The organism is Actinobacillus minor NM305 (assembly GCF_000175195.1).
Lineage (GTDB): Bacteria > Pseudomonadota > Gammaproteobacteria > Enterobacterales > Pasteurellaceae > Haemophilus_A > Haemophilus_A minor.
Window position 1 is genome coordinate 1 of sequence record NZ_ACQL01000112.1, and the last position, 22,544, is coordinate 22,544.

Here is a 22,544-nt window from a genome sequence, read left to right on the forward strand (position 1 = left end):
CAGGGGGTCGCGGGTTCGAGTCCCGTCCGTTCCGCCACTTAATCAAGTAAGGCGAGTTAAATACTCGCTTTAGCTATATGAAATGACATATAGGGGCGTAGTTCAATTGGTAGAGCACCGGTCTCCAAAACCGGGTGTTGGGAGTTCGAGCCTCTCCGCCCCTGCCATTATTTAAGAAACCGATTAGCGAAAGCTAGTCGGTTTTTTTCGTTTTGGGTAAAATTTTATGTTTACTTTTATGTTAGAATTTTGCAAATTTTTATAATAATTTTACCGCTTATATGAACAAACTTGTGCCTTCTCTTGACCCGATTGTTGAGCAATTTCTTGATACCTTATGGCAAGAACACGGGCTATCTGATAATACCGTTTCTTCCTATCGCTTAGATTTAAGTTTATTCACGGAATGGTTGGATGAACCACGAGCTTTCTTAACAGTAGATCACCACACCTTACAAGAATTCTTAGGCTATCGTTTTGATCAGGGTTATAAAGCGAGCAGTTCTCTACGAATGTTAAGCTGTCTACGTAAGTTCTTCCGGTTTTTATATTTAGAGAATTACCGTAAAGATGATCCAACGGCAATGCTGATTTCGCCACGTAAACCTTCTCGGCTACCTAAAACATTGAATGAAGAGCAGGTAATGGATTTGTTAGAGTGTCCTAATCCGCTCGATCCGATTGAATTACGTGATAAAGCGATGTTGGAATTGCTGTATGCAACAGGGTTACGAGTTACCGAGTTGATCTCTTTAACAACGGAAAATTTGAGCTTAAGACAGGGTGTTGTTCGTATTATTGGTAAAGGCGATAAAGAGCGCCTAGTTCCACTTGGCGAAGAAGCGAGCTATTGGATCCAAGAGTTTTTTCAGTACGGACGGGGGATTTTATTAAATAATGAACCTTCGAATGTTGTTTTCCCAAGTAAACGAGGGCAGATGATGACTCGCCAAACATTCTGGCATCGCATAAAACATTATGCTGTTTTGGCTGGTATAGATAGTGAAAAATTATCGCCACACGTCTTACGCCACGCTTTTGCCACGCATTTGGTTAATCACGGGGCTGATTTACGGGTTGTACAAATGCTTTTAGGTCATAGTGATTTATCCACAACACAAATTTATACGCACGTAGCAAAAGCTCGTTTAAAATCCTTGCACGAGAAATATCATCCTCGTGGTTAATTAACTTTTAAAAACTTTGAGCAATATATCCCCTTTTAGGATGAGAGGGGTTCGTTCTCTTTCCCAGACAGGAATTTGATATTTCTGCCAAATTTTCTTCATTTCTTCGTGATATGTTTTACCGTCTTCTTTGATTTTTCCCTGATACTTTAGATGAACAAAGAGCTTTTCTTGTTGTAACGCTTCAGAGAGCGGCAAGCGGTCAATTTTATATGCTGTTTGGTAAATAATTTCATCTTTAGAGCGAATGAGGCGGCCTAATTCATTCGGTAGAATAATGGTTTCTTGTTGCAGAATCTCTTTTGAGAAGGCTGTAACCGGCGTATAAATGGGCGTAATAAACAAACGGTTCTGATAGCGTCTTAACATTTTATCGCCTAACTGAATTTCTGGGTTTTTATCCCCTTTAGCAAGAATAATATTCTGAATAATTTGTTCGAGCTGTACCGTTGAAGGCATTAACATTTGTTGTTCTGAGAACCAAAGCCTGAGCAATGCTTGTTGCTTTATTTTCGCTAAGCTTGCAAAATCTTGAATAACGAGCGTTTGCCCATCTCTATATTTTGCTAATTCTTCACAGAGTAGTTCATCTAAAAGTTGTTGCTGATTAGCAAGATGCTCACAACTTCTCGCAACCATTCGGTTAAATTGCGTCCATTGCTCATTTAGCACGGGTAATACCTTATGTCGTAAGAAATTCCTATCATAATCTGTAGATTGATTGCTTTCATCTTCAATCCAGCTTAGATTTTGGCTTTTCGCGTAAGTTAGAATATCATTTTTACTAATAGCAAGAAGCGGTCTGAAAATGGGAAAATTTTGCGAAAAATTTACCACTTGCATAGCGGAAAGCCCTTTCACGCCACTTCCTCTTTTTAATGCGAGCAAGAATGTTTCAACTTGATCATCAAGATGATGTGCCGTAACAACAACTTCATTATGCTCCCGTACTTCACGGATTGCTTGATAGCGTTTTTCACGTGCTTCTGCTTCAATGCCTTTCTTACCATTAACTTGAACATATTTAACACACAATGGAATAGCGTGTTGCTGGCAATAGTGTTGGCAAAATGTAACCCATTGATCCGCATTAGGGCTTAAACCGTGATGGATATGTATTGCTCGAAGTTCTAGTTTAAGTTGATTTAAAAGATAAAGAAGAACAACAGAGTCTATGCCTCCACTTAAAGCGACTAAAAAACGTTTTTGCGTAGGGAAATGAAGGGCTATTTGAGCTCGAAGTTGTTGAAGTAAAGTCGGTAGTGAAGACATAATGACGCTGTGTAGTAGAGGGCATTCTTGATGCCCTAAATGTTATTTACCAATACAAAATGAGCTAAAAATATTCCCTAACAGATCATCAGAGGTAAATTGCCCCGTGATTTCGCTCAGTGCATTTTGTACCATACGTAATTCTTCTGCCAGTAATTCGCCGGCAAAGAATTGAGTAAGCTGAACGTGCCCACGTTCTAAATGCTCTGCAGCAGTTTCTAAGGCTTGTAAATGACGGCGGCGTGCAAGGAAGCCTCCTTCCGTTGAGCTTTGATAACCCATAGACTGTTTCAAATGCTCACGTAATAAATCTACACCGACTTTCGTTTGTGCCGATAAGCGAATAAGGGTAAAACCGTCTTGTTGCTCAAGCCCTTCGCTTTCGCCTGATAAATCGACTTTATTACGAATAACGGTAACAGGAATGTTTTGAGGTAATTTTGCTAAGAATTCTGCCCATTCTGTTTTGAAAACATCTGCCTGCTGTTCGCTACTATCAATCATCAATAAAACGTGATCGGCTTGAGCAATTTCATCCCACGCTCGCTGAATACCGATGCGCTCTACTTCATCACTAGCGTCTCGTAAACCAGCGGTATCAATAATGTGCAAAGGCATTCCATCAATGTGAATATGCTCACGTAAGACATCACGTGTTGTACCAGCAATGTTGGTCACAATAGCTGCTTCACGACCGGCAAGTGCATTTAATAGGCTCGATTTGCCAGCATTAGGTTTGCCTGCAATCACGACTTTCATGCCTTCACGTAGAATAGAGCCTTGTTTTGCTTCTTTTCGAACATTCGCTAATTGCGTAATGATGTCATTTAATTTTGCTTCAATTTTACCATCGGCAAGAAAGTCAATTTCTTCATCAGGGAAGTCAATCGCTGCTTCTACGTAAGTGCGCAAATAAATAACAGAATCTACCAGCTCATTTACTTTATTAGAGAATTCACCTTGTAAAGATTTAAGTGCCGAACGAGCAGCTTGTTCGCTAGTTGCATCGATTAAATCAGCGATTGCCTCTGCTTGAGCTAAATCCAATTTGTCATTTAAAAAGGCTTGTTCAGAAAATTCGCCTGCACGGGCAATACGAACCCCTTTTACCGCCAAAATGCGTTTGAGTAACAAATCTAAAATTACTTGACCGCCGTGTCCTTGTAATTCAAGGACATCTTCGCCGGTAAATGAATTTGGTGCTTTAAAGAAGAGAGCAATCCCTTGATCTAAAACAGTGCCGTCCGTATCCATAAAGGGCAAGTAGTTTGCTAAGCGAGGTTTGAGTTCTTTGCCGACAACCGCTTTGGCAACTTCATTGGCAAGAGGACCAGAGACACGTAAAATCCCCACGCCGCCTCGTCCGATTGGTGTGGCTTGCGCCACAATGGTTTCTTTCATTGAATTATCCTGTCTAATAGTATTGCAGTCGTAAGATTTTTCCGAAAATAGACCGCTTGTTTGGCGTGCATTATAGCAGAAATTTAGGTACAGCGTTTGTAAGAATGGCTACTTACAAGCTGATGAGGTTTGAGAGATTTTAACAAAGAAAAAAGCACGCTCAATGAACGTGCTTTTCGGAATAGGTTAATTATTTCTTACGGGTATGTAAGCCTTTTTTCTCTAACTGACGGTAGATTAACCATTGTTGTACAATGGTAATGCAGTTTGATGTTAGCCAGTAAAGTACCAAGCCTGATGGGAACCATAAGAAGAATACAGTAAACATAACCGGCATAAATGTCATCACTTTTTGTTGCACTGGATCAGCAATAGGTGTTGGTGACATTTTTTGTAATAAGAACATTGAACCACCCATTAAAAGTGGAAGAATGTAATAAGGGTCTTGAGCCGATAAGTCTTGAATCCAACCAAAGAATGGTGCGTGACGTAATTCTACTGCTTCCATAAATGTCCAATATAATGCGATGAAAATCGGCATTTGGATTAAGATTGGTAAGCAACCGCCCATAGGGTTTACTTTCTCTTCTTTGTAGAGCTTCATCATCTCTTGGCTCATACGTTGGCGATCATCGCCGAAACGCTCACGCATTTCTTGGATACGTGGCTGTAACATACGCATTTTTGCCATTGAAGTGTATTGCGCTTTGGTTAAAGGATAAAGCAAGGTTTTAACCACAATCGTTACACAAATAATTGCCAAGCCCCAGTTCACCACAAGTTTTTGAATCTGCGTTAATAACCAGAATAACGGTTTAGCAATAAACCACGCCCAACCATAGTCAGCCGTTAAATCTAAATGAGCGGCTGTTTCTGCCATCTCTTTTTGATCTTTCGGCCCCGTCCAAAGGTGTGTAGAAATGGTTGCATCACTATTTGGCGCCACAGAAGTTAATGCACCACGGTAACCAATAGTCGCTACACCATTATCAGAAACACGAGTGTAAATTGTCATTGGTTTATCTTGTTGTGGAACCCAAGCTGAAACGAAATAGTGCTGTAAGATTGCTACCCAACCGGTATTACTTTCGATAGATAAACCACCGTTCGCAATGCCTTGTTCAGCTTTACGTTTTTTCTCATCAGCCATTTCTTGGAAAGAGTATTTTTTATAGTTAGTTTCTGAGGAAGAGTAAGCACCGCCCGTATAAGTTGGCATCGTTAAACTGCCAGAGCTTTCAACTAAAGTGTGTTTTAATTGACCGTAAGGCTGAACTTCCACTACTTCTGCAGAATTATTTTTAATGTTGAAATCAACACCGACATTGTAGCTACCACGTTTTAACGTAAAAGTTTTGGTATAGACTACGCCATCTTTTTCAAATGTTAAAGGCACAGAAATTTCATTTTGACCTTCAGCAAGTTTAAAGCTGTCTGCCGTGGTTTGGTATTGGGCACGACCATTATTAGTATCAATACCGTTTTTACCGATTAAACCACTTTGAGCAACATACAGTACTTTGCTATTGTCTTGTAATAATTCAAATGGGGTGTTTGAATGTAACTCTGCGTGATGTTTTAATAAATCTGAATCAATCACATCACCGCCTAGTGTATCAACTGTTAGGCGTAACACATCACTTTCAATGGTGATCGTTTTTCCTTTGCTATTGGACTCAGCCACATTTTGAGTTTGTGACGTTGCCGCAGGCACATCGCCTGATTGTTGTTGAGCTTGAATTTGAGCTTGTTTTTGCGCCTGAATTTCAGGATTGAAATCTTGTTGCCATTGGGTAAATAGCAAAAAAGAAACCAATAACAAGCCAACGACCAATAAACTACGATTTGAATTCATAGGAATTTCTCTTGTTTAGGTAAGTGGATAAAAGAAAAGCATTTTATAATAGGTTGGAGGGAGATCCAACCGCCTTTTATTGCTTTTCATGCTTTTTATATGCTTAAGCGGTCAGATTTTCTAAATTTCTTGCGAAATCTCAAAAATTTAACCGCTTGATCAGGTTATTCGGCTTTAGGTTGTTTCTCTAAGACTTTCGTTGAGAGGCGGGCGGTTGCACACAAATGTCCGTGTTCATCTTTTGTATCAATTTGCCAAACATGAATTTCTCGTCCGAGCTTAAGGGGATACGCTCGTGCTATTGCTTTATGACCATGTTTGATTGATTTTAAGTGGCTGATGTTTAATTCCATACCCACGGCGATTTGATCTGCTTCGCAAACAAGAAGTGAGCCTGCATTTGCAACAGTTTCAGCCAACGTAGCAGAAATACCACCGTGCAATACGCCAAATGGTTGCATTGTCTTTTCATTGACGGTAAGTTGAGCTTCAATCCAATCTTCGCCAATTTCAGTAAATTCAATGCCCAAATGTCCAACGGCGTTACCTTGGCATAATTCATTAAGTTGCTCAACGCTAGCGGTTTGTTTCCAAATTGATGTCATTATTGTTCCTTTGTTTATGTTAAAACAACCTAGCACGAGCCGTGCTAGGTTCGTTAAGCCCAGCCCCTCTGGGGCTGAATGGAAGAGCTGCAGAGCGGCTCAGATTAAGTAACCCTATACGGCTCGTATAGGGGTTGTCCTCTTTTGTAAAGAAGGGAATTCGTCAAGTTACAACACCTCAAGTAAAGCCTGAATAGGGTGTTTGATGACTTGATGTTCCATTCGTTTTACTTGCGAGCGGCAAGAATAGCCGGTTGCTAAACAACGCTCAAGCGGTTTATTTTGCAATTTTTGTTGCCAAGATTGTTGATAAATGGCTTTTGACATCGCTAAATGGCGGGTTTCGTGTCCAAATGTACCAGCCATGCCACAGCAACCTACGTTTTCATTTACAAGCGTTTCGCCAAAGTGAGCAAAAATCGTTTGCCACTCTTTTGTAGAAGCCGGTAGTTCGGTGGCTTCCGTACAATGGGCAAATAAATGCCACGGTTGTTTATTTGAAATGGCTTTTTGATATGCAGCAAAATGTCCATTTTGAACATTCTCTTTTAACCACTCGTGAGCCAATAAAACGTTAAAATTGCCACGTTTTTCTTTTAATACATCACGATATTCATCACGGTAAAGCAAGGTAAGCGCAGGATCTACCGCAACCATCGGCAAGCCTAATCTTGCAATGCGATTTAAAAAATCAGCTTGATTTTGGGCTGTTTTGGCAAATTTACGTAAGAAACCCTTGATGTGTTGTGCTTTCCCGCTTGGCTTAAATGGCAAAACAATAGGTTTAAAGCCAAGTTTTTGTACAAGGCGTACGAAATCAGCAACCACTTTTGCATCATAAAAAGAGGTAAACGGATCTTGAACAATCAACATTGTTTTGCAATCTTTTGCAGAAAAATGACCGCTTGCAGCTTGTTGTTCTAAGCTCTCTAATGTTTCGCCCTGATAACCGATTTCAACAAGTTGTTGGTTAAGTGTCGGCACAGATAATGCAGGCAAATAAGTCATTCCAATCGTTTTATTTGCTACCGTTTCCGCTAGTTTATTGGTGCTAAAGAAGTTGAAGAATTTAGGGGCTCTCGCCATATAAGGTGCGATAAATTCTAAGTTTGACACCACGTAATCTTTTGCTGGGCGTAAATAACGAGCGTGGTATAACTCATTAAATTGTGAGCGGAAGGTCGGCACGTCAATTTTTATCGGGCATTGGCTTGCACAAGCTTTACACGCAAGGCAGGTGTCCATCGCTTGTTTAACTTCGTGAGAAAAATCGTATTCTCTCCGTTTATTCCACGTATTGCGGATTTTTGCAACAAAATCAGATAATTTGACCGCTTGTTTTTCGTCTTTGAAAATTAAATCTTCAGGCGAAACATTTTGCGCAGCTAATAAACGTAGCCATTCACGAATTAAAGTCGCCCTGCCTTTCGGCGAATAAAGGCGGTTTCCACTCACTTTCATTGATGGGCACATTGTGCTATGCACGTCAAAGTTAAAGCACAGCCCATTACCATTACAATTCATAGCACCTTTAAATGCTTCACGCACTTGGATTGGAATTTGGCGGTCAAAATCGGCTCGCATTTGCGAGTCGATAGCATAAAGTTGAGCATCGCTTTCGAGTGGCGTACAGATTTTGCCCGGGTTAAGGCGGTTTTGCGGATCAAATAGCTGTTTAATGTAGCGTAGTTCTCGCCAAAGTTTTTCGCCAAAGAAGCGCTCGCCATAGTAAGCTCGCATTCCTTTACCGTGTTCCCCCCAAATAAGTCCACCATATTTATAGGTTAATTCAACAACTTGATCTGAAATGGCTTTAAAGGTTTTCACTTGTTCAAGGTCGCATAAATCCAATGCCGGGCGAACGTGCAAGACGCCGGCATCTACGTGCCCAAACATACCATAGGGGAGCTGGTAACTATCTAATAGCGAACGGAATTCCACAATATAATCAGCAAGATTTTCTGGCGGTACAGCTGTATCTTCGACAAAAGCAATAGGTTTTGCCCAGCCTTTGGCATTACCAAGTAAACCTACGGCTTTTTTACGCATCGCATAGATTTTCTCGATAGAGTCTAAATCGTGGCAGACTTGGTAGCCAATAATACCGGCTTCATTTTTTGTCATTTTTTCATCAAGTGCCAAACACAAGGCAGAAACTTGCGCCTCAATTTCCGCTTGGTTACTAGACGCATATTCCACAATGTTGATACCTAAAATCGGGTTGTGAGGGTCTTCCGTCAGCAAATCTGAAACAGAATGCCACACAATATCTTGTTTCGCTAAATTGAGTACTTTGGAATCTACGGTTTCTACCGACAGCGCTTTTGCTTGTAACATAAAAGGTGCAGAGCGCAGTGCGGCATCAAAAGAGTTATATTTAATGTTGATTAAGGTGCGATATTTAGGAATAGGCAATAAATTAAGTTTAGCCTCACAGATAAAAGCAAGTGAGCCTTCTGAACCAGTCAAAATACGTGTGAGGTTAAATTCGCTCTCATCATCATTGAAGACATTTTTTAAATCGTAACCGGTAATAAAACGGTTCAACTGTGGGAGTTCAGTAAGTACCTGTGGGCGAACCTCTCGACAGCGACTAAAAACTTCTTGATGAAGCTGCTTGCCTAAAGGCGATAAATTGAAATGTTCTAAATTAGCAAAAAAATTATCCGTTTTGACCGCTTGTGTTTCTAGAATTTCGCCATTGATTAGCACAGATTTAAGGGCTAAAACGTGATCAGAGGTTTTGCCGTATTGTAAGGAACCTTGCCCTGAGGCATCTGTGTTAATCATTCCACCTAAAGTCGCGCGATTGCTAGTGGAGAGTTCTGGGGAGAAAAATAACCCATAAGGCTTGAGGTATTGGTTAAGTTGATCTTTGACGACACCGGCTTGCACTCGAACCCAGCGCTCTTCGACATTGAGTTCTAAAATTTGGTTCATATGGCGTGAGAGATCAATAATAATATTGTTATTAAGCGATTGCCCGTTGGTTCCAGTGCCACCACCACGAGGTGTGAATGTTAAGGATTGAAATTCAGGTTTTTGAGCAAGTTTGGTTAGAATAACAATATCAGATACTGTTTTTGGAAATAAAATCGCCTGTGGAATTTGTTGATAGACGCTATTATCGGTGGCTAACGATAAACGGTCAGCATAGCTACTCGCGATGTCGCCGCTAAAATGCTGGCGGGTAAGTTCTTCTAAATAGCGTTGAACCAGCGGATTTTGTTGTGGGATATTGGTTAATCTAGGAATCATAATTTATTCCTTCATTATAGTTAATTGATAGGCTGATCTTAGCAAAAAATTCTTCTGTGGAGAAATGTAACATATAATTTAAAAAATGAAAAAATTTGTTTATTAAATGGTTTTTGGTATAAAAAACCACCAAGCAACGTATTTTTATTTATATTTTGAACAAAAAAATCATTGATTTTAGGAAATCTTCCTTAGATAATATGCAATATTCTTGCCCATCTTCTTAAGGACAAGAATGGAGTGAGAGTAGTTAAATAAAAATTACTCAAGTTTCACTTTCTTTAGTCTTTCCATCTATAAAAAGAAGATGAAAGGCGTGGTTAAGATTCGATACTAAATTTGGTATTGAAATGTTTTTATGTAATATGATGACAAATTAGAGGGTCATTAAAATGAAAAAATCATTAGTTGCATTAGCAGTATTAGCTGCATCAGCAGCAGCAACAGCAGCTCCACAAGCTAACACTTTCTACGCAGGTGCTAAAGCTGGTTGGGCAAACTTCCGTGACGGTTTCACACAATTCGAGTCAAGCCAAGAAAATCCTAAGCTTAACAATGGTTACGGTATCAACAAAAACACTGTAACTTACGGTGTTTTCGGTGGTTACCAAATCTTAAACCAAAACAACTTTGGTTTAGCAGCTGAATTAGGTTATGACTACTTCGGTCGTGCGCGTGGTAACACTACGTTTGCAGGTGAAGATAGAGAAAAAGTAGCTGCAAAACACACAGCTCACGGTGCTCACTTAAGCTTAAAACCAAGCTATGAAGTAATTCCTAACTTAGACGTTTACGGTAAAGTAGGTGTTGCATTAATCCGTAATGATTACTTTGTTCAATCTACACCGGTTAAAGGTAAGCGTACTAAAGTTCATACATTAAAACCATCTTTAACTTTAGGTGCAGGTGTTGAGTATGCAATTTTACCAGAATTAGCAGCACGTATTGAATATCAATACGTAAACAAAGTAGGTAACTTAGATAAAGCAGCTCGTAAAGCAGATAAGCAAGGTACAAACTACCAATTTAGCCCAGACTTACACTCAGTATCTGCAGGCTTAAGCTACCGCTTTGGTCAAGGTGCAGCACCAGTTGCAGCGCCAGCAGAAGTAGTAACCAAAAACTTCTCATTCAGCTCTGATGTATTATTCGCATTCGGTAAATCAAGCTTAAAACCGGCAGCAGCACAAGCTTTAGATGCAGCGAACAATGAAATTAATGCATTAGGTTTAGCGAACCCGGCAATCCAAGTAAATGGTTATGCTGACCGTATCGGTAAACAAGCAGCTAACTTAAAACTTTCACAACGTCGTGCAGAAACAGTAGCGAACTACTTAGTTTCTAAAGGTCAAAACGCAGCGAACGTAACAGCAGTAGGTTACGGTTCAGCTAACCCGGTAACTGGCAACACATGTGATGCAGTGAAAGGTCGTAAAGCATTAATCGCTTGCTTAGCACCAGATCGTCGTGTAGAAGTTCAAGTACAAGGTTCAAAAGAAGTAACTATGTAATATAGTGGCTTTTGAGTCGATAATATAAAAAACGCCCATCATTTGATGGGCGTTTTGCTATATCTATTTTCTATTTAAGCAAATCTTTTAAGGTCGTTTTCATTTTAGAAACTTGTTCTAAGTAAAGATCTTTGTTCTCTAACTCATCAATGAGGTGTAATACGGCTTGAGACAAAGTCATTTCCTTTTCGTTGGCATATTTGGAAAGTTGTAACCAACTCGCATACTCTAAATCAATCGATTTTTTCTTTGTAGAAAGTTTTTCTGCATTAAAAAAGCGCTTACGTCTTGCTCGAATAGATTGGCGCATTTTTTTACGCTGTTCAGCCGTCATTTCACTTTTGATCCATTTCTCAATTTCTTCAGGCTGATGTTGTAATGTCGTGAGGTACTGGATTTTGAGCTCAATCATACTTGATTCAGCATACTTTGTAATATTTTCCCCTTCGCGATGTTTTTTTAGTAAATATTTCCATTTCCAGTTTGCTTCTTGTGCCTCTAATTTTTGGTATCTCATATTATTCTCTTTATTTTCTATTTTGAATTTTAGGCAAGTATAGCGGAATTTTGTATAATAAACCAAATTTCTATTATGAGGCTTATTTGTGACTTTATCCCCTTTAGCTTGGCAAGATCTTACTCTAACGTATCATTTTGATAAGCAGACTAAAGATGTTTCTTTTTTTGATTTCCAAACAAATGCACAACGTGCCATCGAGCAATTTATTCAAGCTCAATCTGGCGCATTACTTGTGATGAAAACAGAATCCTTCCCTGAATATATTGAGGAAATTCGAGATTATTTTCATCAAAAGCAATCTGCGCCGGTTGTGATTAAAACAGAGTTTACCAGACGGCATTTATTTGGATATAGCCTTTTTCTTGAAAAAGAGAATAAGGTGGAAACGCTTGAGGGTGCAATTCAAGCTGCGGAGCAAGGTATCTTAATTCTAAATCTGAAATCTTTGCTACTCGACATCACGCAATGGGATAAATTAAAGCAGGCTTTATTATTTGGTTATTATGAGCAACATATGGCGAATGATATTCCAAAGTTGCTTCCTCCGATTCAAACACAATTTAAATTAGTGTTGCTTGGAAGCCGAGAAGATATTTCATTGTTAGTCGAATATGACAATGATTTATACCAATTTGCTCAATATACGGAAATTGAATCTTATTTAAACGTCAATGAAGCGACATTAACTCAATGGGGAAACTATGTTTGTTGTTATGCTCAAAAGCGATTTAGCAAAACCTTTAAGCCTAACGCACTCGAACAACTATTGCAGTATTACGTGCGAGAGAGTGAAAGCCAACATTTGATTTCAATTTCGCCTACTTTGTTGAAAAAGCATTTATCCGGACTTGCAAATTTTTACGCAAATCAGACCGCTTTTTCTAATATCAGCCCCTATTTTGATGAAATAGAGGAGCAGTCCGCTGTTCTAAGTCGCTATACTTTACAGGATATACTGACTAACCAACTTTATATCGAAACGGATGATGAGGAAATTGGGCAAATTAATGGCTTATCAGTGATTGAGTTTGATGGCGTACCACATGCTTTTGGCGAACCTTTGCGTATTAGCTGTAATGTGCAATATGGCGATGGGGAAATTACGGATATTGAACGTAAAGTTGAGCTCGGCGGAAATCTTCATTCTAAAGGGATTATCATTGCGCAATCCTGTTTGGCGAATTTATTAGAATTTCCTACACAGTTACCTTTCTCTGCTTCACTAGCATTTGAGCAATCTTACGGTGAGGTTGATGGCGATAGCTCTTCTTTAGCTATTTTCTGTGTGTTAATCAGTAGTTTGGCAAAATTACCTATCCAACAATCTTTAGCGGTTACGGGCTCAATAGACCAATTTGGTAATATCTTGAGTGTGGGGGGCGTTAATCAAAAAATTGAAGGCTTCTTTAATCTATGTAAGGCGAGAACGCTTACAGGAAAACAAGGCGTTATTATTCCTGCGGTTTGTGTTTCTCATTTAAGTTTAAAGTCAGAAGTGATTGAAGCAGTAAAAAATAAGCAGTTCAATATCTGGCCAGTGGAAAGTGTGTTTGATGCGTTAGACATTTTATTTGATCGACCATTTTATGATGAAGAAAATCGTTCAGAAAGCGAAAAACCTTCGCTCTTTAGCTTGATTCATCAAACGATAGAGCAGAACCAGCAAGCAGAATCTGGGCATTCTTTATTTGAAAAACTTTATCGTTATTGGAAGCGTAACTGATCCGACAAGTTTAGCTTACACTTGTACGCCAATTTAAAAGCCTGTACTATCTACCTTAGTTTATTATATTAAATAAGGTCTGATATTCAGGCTTTTTCATTTATCTTACAGGATGATAAAAATATGGACACATGTACGCCAAATATTAAATCAAATTATAGCTACGAAGACTTACTTGCTTCAGGGCGAGGTGAGCTTTTTGGGAAAGAAGGCCCACAACTTCCGGCGCCTTCCATGTTGATGATGGATCGTATAACCAGCATGCTCGAAAATGGTGGGAAATTTGATAAAGGTTATATTGAAGCCGAGCTTGATATTCATCCTGATTTACCATTCTTTGGCTGCCATTTTATTGGTGATCCCGTTATGCCTGGCTGTTTAGGTTTAGATGCAATGTGGCAATTAGTGGGCTTTTTCCTCGGTTGGGTCGGAGGTAAAGGCAAAGGGCGTGCATTAGGTGTTGGGGAAGTGAAATTCACAGGACAAATTTTGCCAACTGCAAAAAAAGTGATTTACCGTATCAATATGAAGCGTGTCATTAACCGCAAATTAGTGATGGGTTTAGCAGATGGTCAGGTTGAAGTAGATGGTAAAGTGATTTATACCGCAACAGACCTAAAAGTGGGCTTATTCCAAGATACTTCTGCGTTCTAAGTAACTTATTTTTGCGATCACGCTCGAAAAGTTGAATTTTTCAAATTTACATCCTTTCTAAAAAAGCACATAGTATTTCTCAAAATGATGACAGAGAAATACTATGTTGCGATCTTTTACTCTTATTGAAATTCTGATTACATTTTCTTTACTCGTTATTTCTCTCTTTTTTATTTCACCAGTTATTTTTAATTTGAATGATAAATATGCATTACAACAAGAAATTGCGAATATTCAATCTTTTATTTATCAGATTCAAACAAAAGCACGTTATACCAAAAAAAGTTTTTCTTTAACTATTTCACAAGATAGTCAAGAAAAGCGTTGGTGTATTATTGCAATTCAAAAATCTAGTTCGAAGCAAATTATTTGCGACTGTTTGCACTTAAATAGCTGTGTATTAAATGATGAATATTATCTTTATCAAAATCAGCATCAGAATGTGCTATTAAAAAATAAAAGTTTATATCCTAAATCATTTATTAACATAGATGGTTTGGCGGCAAGATTAGAATCTAAATGTATCAATATCAGTCGAAATAAAGTGAGTCAAATTTTACAGTTTGACCAATGGGGACGAGTTTATGTTATGCCGGAAAATAAACGTAGCACCTGCAAAGATTAAAGGGGGAAGATTCTCTGCATTTAGCTTGATAGAGATATTAATTTCGTTGGTATTAGGGAGCTTATTACTTTTATCGCTCAGTGCCTTATATAGCCAATTTTTAGCTTCACAGATTAAGCAAGATGAACGCTTATTGCTACAAAAAGAAGCACACCAGCTGATCAATTACTTCCAACAACATATTCAACATTTGGGTTATCAAGGGCAAGCAAGAGCAGATAGCAATTTTGCTCTTTTTGAACAAAATGGGCAGCGTTATGCTTTAGTAAAACCAAGTTGTTTTATCTTTTTCTATGATTTAAATAATGATGGCTGTTTGGGAAAACGTGCTACAAAAAATACCGCTTGTACTCAAGGTGAGTTAAATAATACAAAGGAACTTGCAAAAGAAATTTTTGGTTTTAAATTAGAAAATAAAGAGATTTATCTTTATGCCGATAATCAACTTATTAATTGTTCTCGAGAACAATGTAAAAGCCTTTTAAGTAGTTGCGGAAATAGTTGGAAAAAATTAACATCCAGTGAGTTATTTCAGGTAACAGATCTCGCTTTTTCGTGGAAAAAGCAAGACCAACTTTTACAAATTGATCTCGCTCTCATTTCGGCGAAATCGCCACAAATCAATTATCGTGTCACTGCTTATACTTATATTTTAAATACTTTATGATGAAATTAAAGATAGAAGCCTCGGCTCTTTTTGTTTCGCTTATTTTAATCAGTAGTTTGTTGGCATTCATTTTTATGACAAAGGAAGTGTGGTTGAACCAAGAAAATGCTGCGCTTTATTATTACAAGCGGTATCTTTCCGACAAATTTTTACTAAAAGAACAGCTTGCTGAAGGTAGTGATTGTGCGGAGTATAAAGCGAATTTTGTTGAAAAAAATCTTGGCTATATAACATATCACTACCAATGTGAAAAACAGAGTTTATTTATTCAGAAACCCACTAAAGAGAAATATATCGCTTTTACCGATATTCAGGATTGGTTGGCGTTAGATAAATTCCAATCAGAGATTTACTATATTCGTTCTTTGAAAGATCTACCGCCAAGTAGCGAACAAGATCCGAAAATTGTGGTTGCTCAAAATCGTATTGATGAAAAGCTTGAAGAGCATTTTTATGGGATTATTATTACGCAAGATTATTTTGATATTACCGGCACAAAGAAAATCTACGGCACATTATATTCCGGATTTGATAATGAAAGAGAAGAGCGGAATCTCACATTTAAACGCAGTGTGATTGATAATTTAGACCAAAAATACTCCATCTGGCGAGAATTGCCTTATACAAGGAATATATTAAATGATCCGTAACAAAATAAAGGCGGAAACCTTTGTTTCCCTTTTGGTGGTATTGACATTGTTTGCTCTGATTTGGTTAAGTTATACCACTTGGTTGCAAACACAATCAAAAAAGCAGAGCCAGCTATATCAAGAACAACAAGCCTTACAGATTGTTGAAAACCAGCTTGCATTACAAATGGCAAGGGTTGCGTGTGAGTCTCAGGTTCAGCAGAACCAGTTGGTATTTCATATTCAATGTTCTTCGAATGCGATAACCGTAAAATATCCACAAGGGCAGGTAACGATCAAAAAATCGAACAGCAAAACAAATTGAATCTCCCTGTAAATTCAAGCACAATAGCTCATTCAATAGGGGGCTTATATGTTTACGGTTTATTATTCTAATCAGCTTACGGCATTAGCCGAAATGCTCATTCATCATCAAAAGGTTAATCCAAACGAAGATCCATTCCAACCAGAAACCATTTTGGTGCAAAGTGTCGGCATGGCACAATGGCTACAAATGCGAATTGCGGAAAGCATGGGCGTTGCAGGAAACTATGAATTCCCATTTCCAACCAGTTTCTTATGGCAGCAATACCGTTTGCTTTTTCCTCATCTCCCTAAAGAAAATATTTTTGAACGTGGTGTGATGACATGGCGTTTAATGCGAATTATTCCTTCTGTTCTTGAACACCCAGAATTTCAAGGTTTACGTGCTTATTTAACACACGATAAAGAGCAAGACTCACTCAAGCTATATCAATTAGCAACAAAAATTGCTGATTTATTTGACCAGTATTTGGTTTATCGCCCTCATTGGCTTGTACACTGGGAGAATGGACAATGGCAAGAGGTGGTCAGAGAAATTCAGAGCCAGCCTTTTTCTGCGAGTCATCAAACAGGCATACAAGAGAATGTTCATTGGCAAAGCCGCTTATGGAATTTGCTCATCGAAGATACCCGAAAAGATTACGATGAGTTGTTGTTTACCACGTCTCATCGTGCTTATTTGCAACAAAAATTCTTCGACAAGCTCGAAGATTTAATTGAAGAAGAGTACAAAAAATTACCTAAACGCATTTTTGTTTTTGGTATTTCTTCCCTCCCGACAACACAATTTGCAACACTCTTAAAATTAAGTGAGTATTGTGATGTACATTTATTTTTCTTAAACCCAAGTCAAATGTATTGGGGCGATAGCATTGAAAATGTCGCTTTAGAAAAAATGGCACTCAAGCAGCAATTATCGGAAACAGAAATTCAGCAATTACTTGCTCAGCAAGGCAATCAGTTGTTATCAATGTGGGGAAAACAAGGGCGAGATTTTTTTGATCAACTTGCCGAATACTCGCCTGAGCCAATCGAACTTTTCTTTGAAAATGATCAAGAGCGTAATTTATCTCGTTTAAAACAAGCCATTTTAAATAATGATAATCCGAGCTATCTTGAGTTAGAAAACGACAATTCCATTCAAATTCATAATTGCCATAGTGCAATGCGAGAAGTGGAAGTCTTACAGAATCAGCTCCTTCGCTTATTTGAGCAAAATCCGCACCTTTCGCCAAAAGATATTATCGTGATGGCGGCGGATATTGAGCAATACGCCCCTTACATTAATGCGGTCTTTTCTCGTTATGGACGAGAAGATAACCGTTATATTCCTTTTACAATCTCGGATCAAAAAATTAGCCAAGTTGATCCTGTGATTTCCAGTTTTCTCGTCATGCTTAAATTAAGGGATAGCACCTTTAGTGCAGAAGCTTTGCTGGATCTATTAGAAGTGGAGGCGATAGGGCAACAATTCGGTTTTAACCGTGAAGATTTAACCTGTTTACGCCATTGGATAAAAGAAAGTGGTATCCGCTCAACATTAACCATAGAGCAAGAAAATGGTTGGCAAAACTATAACTCTTGGGAAAATGGATTAGATCGCTTGTTATTAGGTAGCTGCTTAAAAGAAGAAAATGGCATTTGGCAAAACACGATTGCCTTTAACGAAAGTTATGGATTATCCGCAGAACGTGTCGGGAAATTAGCAGAATTTATTGAAAAACTGACCGCTTGGTCGGTGCTGTCTTTAGAATCGCACCCGATTTCTACATGGAAGCAAGCGTTAGAGAATCTCGTTAAGGCTGTGTATCAAGAAAATGATGCGAGCAATGACGCCTTATTCCTAATTCAGCAAGAATTAGAGGCACTTGAAGCATTGGTTTTACAAGCTAAATTTGATGAAGCGGTTGCTTTTGAGGTCATCGAGCGAGCTTTACAAGATCGCTTAAATAGCCAGTCGCACGTGATGCATTTTATGACAGGAAAAGTGAATTTCTGTACCTTGCTTCCAATGCGTGCGATTCCATTTAAAGTGGTATGCTTGTTGGGAATGAATGAGGCAGATTTCCCTCGTCAGCCGATGATTAACAGCTTTGATTTAATGCAGTATCACCCACGAAAAGGCGATCGTGCAAGACGTGAAGATGATCGCTACCTCTTTTTAGAAGCTCTACTTTCTGCTGAGGAGGTTTTTTACATCAGCTATGTCGGCAAATCGTTAGTGAAAGATGAAAAAAGAGAACCTTCTGTTCTGGTAAGCCAGTTCGTAGATTATTTAGCGAAATATTACTCGCTCTCTTTGGAACAAGAACATCCAATGAATGCATTTAGTGAGCGTAATTTTAAATCGGGTTATGTTTCTTATCACAAAGAATGGCTTGAATTTACGCAACAAGCGGTCGAATCTCACGATTTTTTTGCAAAATCTCTCCCGGAAAATAATGAATTACCGAAGGAAATTGAGCTTGATGAACTTATTGCCTTTATTCAAAGTCCAACCAAACAGTTCTTTACACGCAATTTAGGCATTTATTTCCGAGAAGAAGATGATGAGATTGAAGATACAGAACATTTCTCACTCTCTAAACTTGATGAATATCAGCTAGCGGCGCAATTACTCACAACATCCAGTGAAATGACATCGCCCTTTTTTGAAAAGGAAACGTTAAAAGGAAATATCCCCGTTTTGAATTTTGGCAAACTTACTCAAACGGAATTGACGAACCGAATTCAAGATATGCGAGTAGAACTGGCGGAATATTTAAAAGGGGAGAGCGACATTTTGCCGTTTTCACTTCAATGTGCGCAAGTTGAAATCGTTGGCAATTTACCAAATCTTTTTGGACAAGAACTGGTTTTATGGCGAGTCGGAAAATTACGAGATAAAGATACCATCAAATTATGGATTTATTTCTTAATTTTAACTCTGTTAGAAAAACCTTTTGCTTTAAAAATGTATACATTAGAGGGCGATAAACTGACTTATTTTACCTTCAAGACTATTGAAGTATCACAAGCGAAAGAAATATTAGAAATATATGTTAAAGCATTTCTAAAAAATAAATCAACTTTAACGATAGCCGTTACTCAAGATTTGGAAAATTATTTCAAAAAAATGCCACAAGAAAATATCGAAGAATACTGTTATCAAAGTTTAGTGAAATTATCTGAAGGGTTAAATGATGAAGCGAGTTATTTAAAAAGAATACTAACGCAATCATCTCTGATTGATTATCAAGCTGTTCATCAAAATACTTTAGATTGGTTTGCACTTATGCAAGAAAGTAAGAGGAGAAAAGAGGAATGAAGAAAACTTTAATAAATCGTTCCATTCGCTATGCGATTTACACTTTTTTATTAGCGACACAAATAACGCCGGCGACATTAGCAAAAAATATGGAAAATCCGACCGCTAATGTCACGGAAATCGCCGGTTCATCATTAGGCTTTGAGTTGATTAAAACCACAATCAATAAAAGCCCAAATGATAAAGCGTTATACCAGGCGATTACCCTGAAAAACGGTATGACAGTGTTGCTTATTTCAGATGAGAAAGCGAATAAATCCTTGATGTCGGCAGCTATTCCGGTTGGCTCGATGGAAGACCCTATCACCCAGCAAGGGCTAGCTCACTATCTGGAACATATGATTTTAATGGGGTCAAAGCATTATCCTGAAACGAATAGCTTTGATAAATTCTTGAATGAAAATGGCGGCTATAACAATGCTTCAACCGCCCCTTATCGAACGGCTTATTATTTTGAAGTGAATAATAATGCTTTTGACGAAGCGGTTGCTCGCTTTGCAGATACCTTGGCGTTTCCACTACTTTCTGAAAGCAATGCCAAGAAAGAAGTGAATGCCGTGAATGCAGAAATGGTACGGGCGAAATCGAATGATGGCTATTTATTGCATAGCGTAAACCTTGCCACTGCAAACCCCGCTCACCCAATGACAAAATTTGCCGTTGGGAATAATGAAACGCTTTCCGATAAACCAAACAGCAAATTACAAGATGAGCTGATTGCCTTTTATCAGAAATATTATTCAGCCAATTTATTTAAAGCGGTACTTTATTCTAATCAATCTATTGAACAATTAGCCAAATTGGCAGAAAAGACTTTAGGTAAAATGGAAAATAAACAGCTCAAAAAACCTAAAGTCAATGTGCCGTTATTTAGAAATGAAGATAAGGGCGTTATTATTCATTACAACCCACTTCAGCCTGAAAAATTGTTATCCATTTCATTTGATATGCCAAATGATGAAGATAAATTTAAATATAAAACAGGCGAATACCTCGCTTATATTTTTAGCAATAATACCGAAGGAACACTTTCTGATTATTTAATCAAACAAGGCTTATCCGATAGTGGTATTGAGGCACAAAGCGATCCTAATTTTAGCCGTAATCGTGGTGAGTTTACGTTTTATGTCGCACTCACTGAAAAAGGGTTAAAAGAAAAAGATAAAATTATTTCTCTCATTTTTCAGCAAATTGAAAAAGTAAAAAAAGAAGGCATTAAAGAAAATTATTTTAATGAACTAAGAGAGAGCCTAAAACAAGAGTTTACCCATTTACAGGTCGAAAAAGATAGCACTTATATCGAGACGTTGGTAGAAAAAATGCTCTTTTATCCGACCGAACATCTGCTTGATGAAAGTTATCTAGCTGAACAAATGGATACAAAAGCTATTGAAGAGAAGCTATCAGCAATGACACTTGATAACGCACGTATTTTATTGGTTGAAGAAAATGCTAAAACCGATAAATTCTCGCCTTATTATCGAGCAGGTTATGCAATTGAGAAAATCACAGAAGCACAGAAAAAACAGTGGCTGGATTTCAGTCAAAATCCTTCAATTAACTTACCGGCGTTAAACCCTTATTTCGCTACAGATTTTTCGCTGATCAAAAAAGAACAACGAGAAGTGCCTGAATTAGTCGCGCAGGCGCAAGGCGAAAGAATTTATGCGATGGCAAGCCAGTATTTCAGTGAAGATCCGAAAGCACGCATTGCTCTTAATTTTTCTATTATGCCAAGAACCGATGATTTGAAAGAGAGCATTAGCGCTACGATTTTAAGTTATATGAATAATCTGGCGCAAACGCAGTTGAATTTCCAAGCCTCCGTTGCCGGCATTAATACAGAAATTAACACATCGGCAAATGGAATGACGCTACAAACGGAAGGTTATACTCAGCATTTACCTAAATTGATCGTGGATTATTTAACCCGTTTTAGCCAATTTGAGTTAAATGAAAAATTCCTTGCGCAGGCTAAGCAACGATTGATTGAAGCGCTTGATGGTAAGAAAACCGCAAACAGCTTAAATCAAGCGAATGAAATCTTTGCGAATTTTGCAAGTTACCCTTATTTTGAGGAAGACAAACAGCGCAAAATGATTGCGGAAATCACGTTAGCGGATATTCAAAAAATCCGTGAAAAACTGCTTTCACAAGCCACAGGGCTAAAAGTGCTATCGGTGGGGAATTTATCGGATCAACAAGTGAAAGACCTCTCTAAAGAAGTAACGAAAGTAATCCAAAATAAAAATACGGCATTGGCAAAATATCGTTATTTAGACATCAATCAAAGTTCACGCAAGCTCAATGTTGTGAAAAATGTGCCGAATGAAGATAACGCCTTATCTATCGCTTTTATGGCGAAAGATTACGCAGAGATGGACAGCTACGTGCGAGCGCTCTTCTTAAAGGATATGATTTCTCGCTGGTATTTTGATGATCTTCGCACCAACAAACAGCTCGGTTATGTGGTTTATGCGACCAACGGACGCATTGGCACAACCTCCGGCTTACGCTTTATGGTGCAAAGCCCAAATACTTCGCCTAAAGGGATTATGGAACATAACCAACGCTTTTTTGCAGAAAGTTTAGAAAAACTGACCGCTTTAAGCGAGGCTGAATTTAACCAATTTAAAGAGAGTTTGTTGAACAAACTAACCCGCAAACCGGAGTCTTTAAGCCAAGAGTTTAGCCTCTTTACTTACGACTTCTCGTTGTTGAATAACCGATTTGATTACAGACAAAAAACCATTGAAGCGGTTAAACAGCTCACGAAGCAGGATATTGTGAAATTCTACCAAGATACGGTCATCGACCAAAAAGGTTTAGTTCTCGTGAGCCAAGCACTCGGCACGAAAACAAAATCAACCGATACAGCAGTATTAAGTGGATTTGAAAATATTGAGAATATTGAAAATTTACAAAAAGAATTTCAGTTGAAGTTTTATGAGTAAAATTTGTTAGGTGGGCATCCTTGCCCACCGAAAAATAGGGTTAAATAATTAG

Annotated in this window: 16 protein-coding genes and 1 tRNA gene; 11 read left to right on the forward strand and 6 right to left on the reverse strand. The window is 38.3% G+C overall.

The window, feature by feature from the left end:
• Window positions 1–91 precede the first annotated feature (91 nt).
• Window positions 92–167, forward strand: a tRNA-Trp gene (locus AM305_RS08905).
• A 126-nt stretch (window positions 168–293) separates the two neighbouring features.
• Window positions 294–1,187, forward strand: coding sequence for a site-specific tyrosine recombinase XerD (xerD, locus tag AM305_RS08910; RefSeq protein ID WP_005825159.1), 894 nt, complete (start codon window positions 294–296; stop codon window positions 1,185–1,187).
• On the opposite strand, the gene tilS is transcribed toward xerD, so the two are convergent.
• The 5 genes from tilS to ydiJ all read right to left on the reverse strand — a co-directional run bounded on the left by tilS (window position 1,188) and on the right by ydiJ (window position 9,578).
• Window positions 1,188–2,459 carry a tRNA lysidine(34) synthetase TilS gene (gene tilS, locus AM305_RS08915; RefSeq protein ID WP_005825160.1) on the reverse strand — a complete coding sequence of 424 codons (1,272 nt, stop codon included), beginning with the start codon at window positions 2,457–2,459 and terminating at the stop codon, window positions 1,188–1,190.
• Window positions 2,460–2,501: 42 nt separating this feature from the next.
• A complete protein-coding gene (gene mnmE / locus AM305_RS08920) occupies window positions 2,502–3,860 on the reverse strand; it encodes a tRNA uridine-5-carboxymethylaminomethyl(34) synthesis GTPase MnmE (protein WP_005825162.1) in 1,359 nt (452 codons plus the stop codon).
• 190 nt (window positions 3,861–4,050) lie between these two features.
• A complete protein-coding gene (gene yidC, locus AM305_RS08925) occupies window positions 4,051–5,715 on the reverse strand; it encodes a membrane protein insertase YidC (RefSeq protein ID WP_005825163.1) in 1,665 nt (554 codons plus the stop codon).
• A 164-nt stretch (window positions 5,716–5,879) separates the two neighbouring features.
• Window positions 5,880–6,320, reverse strand: a complete 441-nt coding sequence (locus AM305_RS08930; RefSeq protein WP_005825165.1) for a PaaI family thioesterase — start codon at window positions 6,318–6,320, stop codon at window positions 5,880–5,882.
• Window positions 6,321–6,488: 168 nt separating this feature from the next.
• On the reverse strand, window positions 6,489–9,578 hold the full coding sequence (gene ydiJ, locus AM305_RS08935) for a D-2-hydroxyglutarate dehydrogenase YdiJ (protein ID WP_005825167.1): 3,090 nt from the start codon (window positions 9,576–9,578) through the stop codon (window positions 6,489–6,491).
• A 392-nt stretch (window positions 9,579–9,970) separates the two neighbouring features.
• Between ydiJ and ompA the strand changes: the two genes are divergently transcribed.
• On the forward strand, window positions 9,971–11,089 hold the full coding sequence (gene ompA / locus AM305_RS08940; RefSeq protein WP_005825169.1) for a porin OmpA: 1,119 nt from the start codon (window positions 9,971–9,973) through the stop codon (window positions 11,087–11,089).
• Between the two features lie 70 nt (window positions 11,090–11,159).
• Here ompA and matP read toward each other — a convergent pair whose 3' ends face one another.
• Complete coding sequence (gene matP / locus AM305_RS08945; RefSeq protein WP_005825171.1) at window positions 11,160–11,606, reverse strand: macrodomain Ter protein MatP; 447 nt, start codon at window positions 11,604–11,606, stop codon at window positions 11,160–11,162.
• 88 nt (window positions 11,607–11,694) lie between these two features.
• Here matP and AM305_RS08950 point away from each other — a divergent pair, with 88 nt between their 5' ends.
• The 8 genes from AM305_RS08950 (at window position 11,695) to ptrA (ending at window position 22,492) form a co-directional block, all read left to right on the forward strand.
• Window positions 11,695–13,332, forward strand: coding sequence for an AAA family ATPase (locus tag AM305_RS08950; RefSeq protein WP_005825173.1), 1,638 nt, complete (start codon window positions 11,695–11,697; stop codon window positions 13,330–13,332).
• A 123-nt stretch (window positions 13,333–13,455) separates the two neighbouring features.
• A complete protein-coding gene (fabA, locus tag AM305_RS08955) occupies window positions 13,456–13,986 on the forward strand; it encodes a bifunctional 3-hydroxydecanoyl-ACP dehydratase/trans-2-decenoyl-ACP isomerase (RefSeq protein ID WP_005825175.1) in 531 nt (176 codons plus the stop codon).
• A 103-nt stretch (window positions 13,987–14,089) separates the two neighbouring features.
• Window positions 14,090–14,611 carry a pilus assembly FimT family protein gene (locus AM305_RS08960; protein WP_005825177.1) on the forward strand — a complete coding sequence of 174 codons (522 nt, stop codon included), beginning with the start codon at window positions 14,090–14,092 and terminating at the stop codon, window positions 14,609–14,611.
• Window positions 14,571–15,278 carry a hypothetical protein gene (locus AM305_RS08965; protein WP_081453552.1) on the forward strand — a complete coding sequence of 236 codons (708 nt, stop codon included), beginning with the start codon at window positions 14,571–14,573 and terminating at the stop codon, window positions 15,276–15,278. The genes AM305_RS08960 and AM305_RS08965 overlap by 41 nt, the downstream gene beginning before the upstream one ends.
• Complete coding sequence (locus AM305_RS08970; RefSeq protein WP_005825181.1) at window positions 15,278–15,928, forward strand: DUF2572 family protein; 651 nt, start codon at window positions 15,278–15,280, stop codon at window positions 15,926–15,928. The genes AM305_RS08965 and AM305_RS08970 overlap by 1 nt, the downstream gene beginning before the upstream one ends.
• A complete protein-coding gene (locus tag AM305_RS08975) occupies window positions 15,918–16,232 on the forward strand; it encodes a DUF5374 domain-containing protein (RefSeq protein WP_005825182.1) in 315 nt (104 codons plus the stop codon). Before AM305_RS08970 ends, AM305_RS08975 begins: the two co-directional genes overlap by 11 nt.
• 48 nt (window positions 16,233–16,280) lie before the next feature.
• Window positions 16,281–19,538, forward strand: coding sequence for an exodeoxyribonuclease V subunit gamma (gene recC, locus AM305_RS08980; protein ID WP_005825183.1), 3,258 nt, complete (start codon window positions 16,281–16,283; stop codon window positions 19,536–19,538).
• Window positions 19,535–22,492 carry a pitrilysin gene (gene ptrA / locus AM305_RS08985; RefSeq protein WP_005825184.1) on the forward strand — a complete coding sequence of 986 codons (2,958 nt, stop codon included), beginning with the start codon at window positions 19,535–19,537 and terminating at the stop codon, window positions 22,490–22,492. Before recC ends, ptrA begins: the two co-directional genes overlap by 4 nt.
• The last annotated feature ends 52 nt before the right edge of the window (window positions 22,493–22,544 follow it).

Bases quoted from the DNA above. Each gene is read 5' to 3' on its own strand.
- tilS (WP_005825160.1), bottom strand. From the start codon at position 2,459: ATGTCTTCACTACCGACTTTACTTCAACAACTTCGAGCTCAAATAGCC.
- mnmE (WP_005825162.1), bottom strand. From the start codon at position 3,860: ATGAAAGAAACCATTGTGGCGCAAGCCACACCAATCGGACGAGGCGGC.
- yidC (WP_005825163.1), bottom strand. From the start codon at position 5,715: ATGAATTCAAATCGTAGTTTATTGGTCGTTGGCTTGTTATTGGTTTCT.
- AM305_RS08930 (WP_005825165.1), bottom strand. From the start codon at position 6,320: ATGACATCAATTTGGAAACAAACCGCTAGCGTTGAGCAACTTAATGAA.
- ydiJ (WP_005825167.1), bottom strand. From the start codon at position 9,578: ATGATTCCTAGATTAACCAATATCCCACAACAAAATCCGCTGGTTCAA.
- ompA (WP_005825169.1), top strand. From the start codon at position 9,971: ATGAAAAAATCATTAGTTGCATTAGCAGTATTAGCTGCATCAGCAGCA.
- matP (WP_005825171.1), bottom strand. From the start codon at position 11,606: ATGAGATACCAAAAATTAGAGGCACAAGAAGCAAACTGGAAATGGAAA.
- fabA (WP_005825175.1), top strand. From the start codon at position 13,456: ATGGACACATGTACGCCAAATATTAAATCAAATTATAGCTACGAAGAC.
- AM305_RS08960 (WP_005825177.1), top strand. From the start codon at position 14,090: ATGTTGCGATCTTTTACTCTTATTGAAATTCTGATTACATTTTCTTTA.
- AM305_RS08965 (WP_081453552.1), top strand. From the start codon at position 14,571: ATGTTATGCCGGAAAATAAACGTAGCACCTGCAAAGATTAAAGGGGGA.
- AM305_RS08970 (WP_005825181.1), top strand. From the start codon at position 15,278: ATGAAATTAAAGATAGAAGCCTCGGCTCTTTTTGTTTCGCTTATTTTA.
- AM305_RS08975 (WP_005825182.1), top strand. From the start codon at position 15,918: ATGATCCGTAACAAAATAAAGGCGGAAACCTTTGTTTCCCTTTTGGTG.
- recC (WP_005825183.1), top strand. From the start codon at position 16,281: ATGTTTACGGTTTATTATTCTAATCAGCTTACGGCATTAGCCGAAATG.
- ptrA (WP_005825184.1), top strand. From the start codon at position 19,535: ATGAAGAAAACTTTAATAAATCGTTCCATTCGCTATGCGATTTACACT.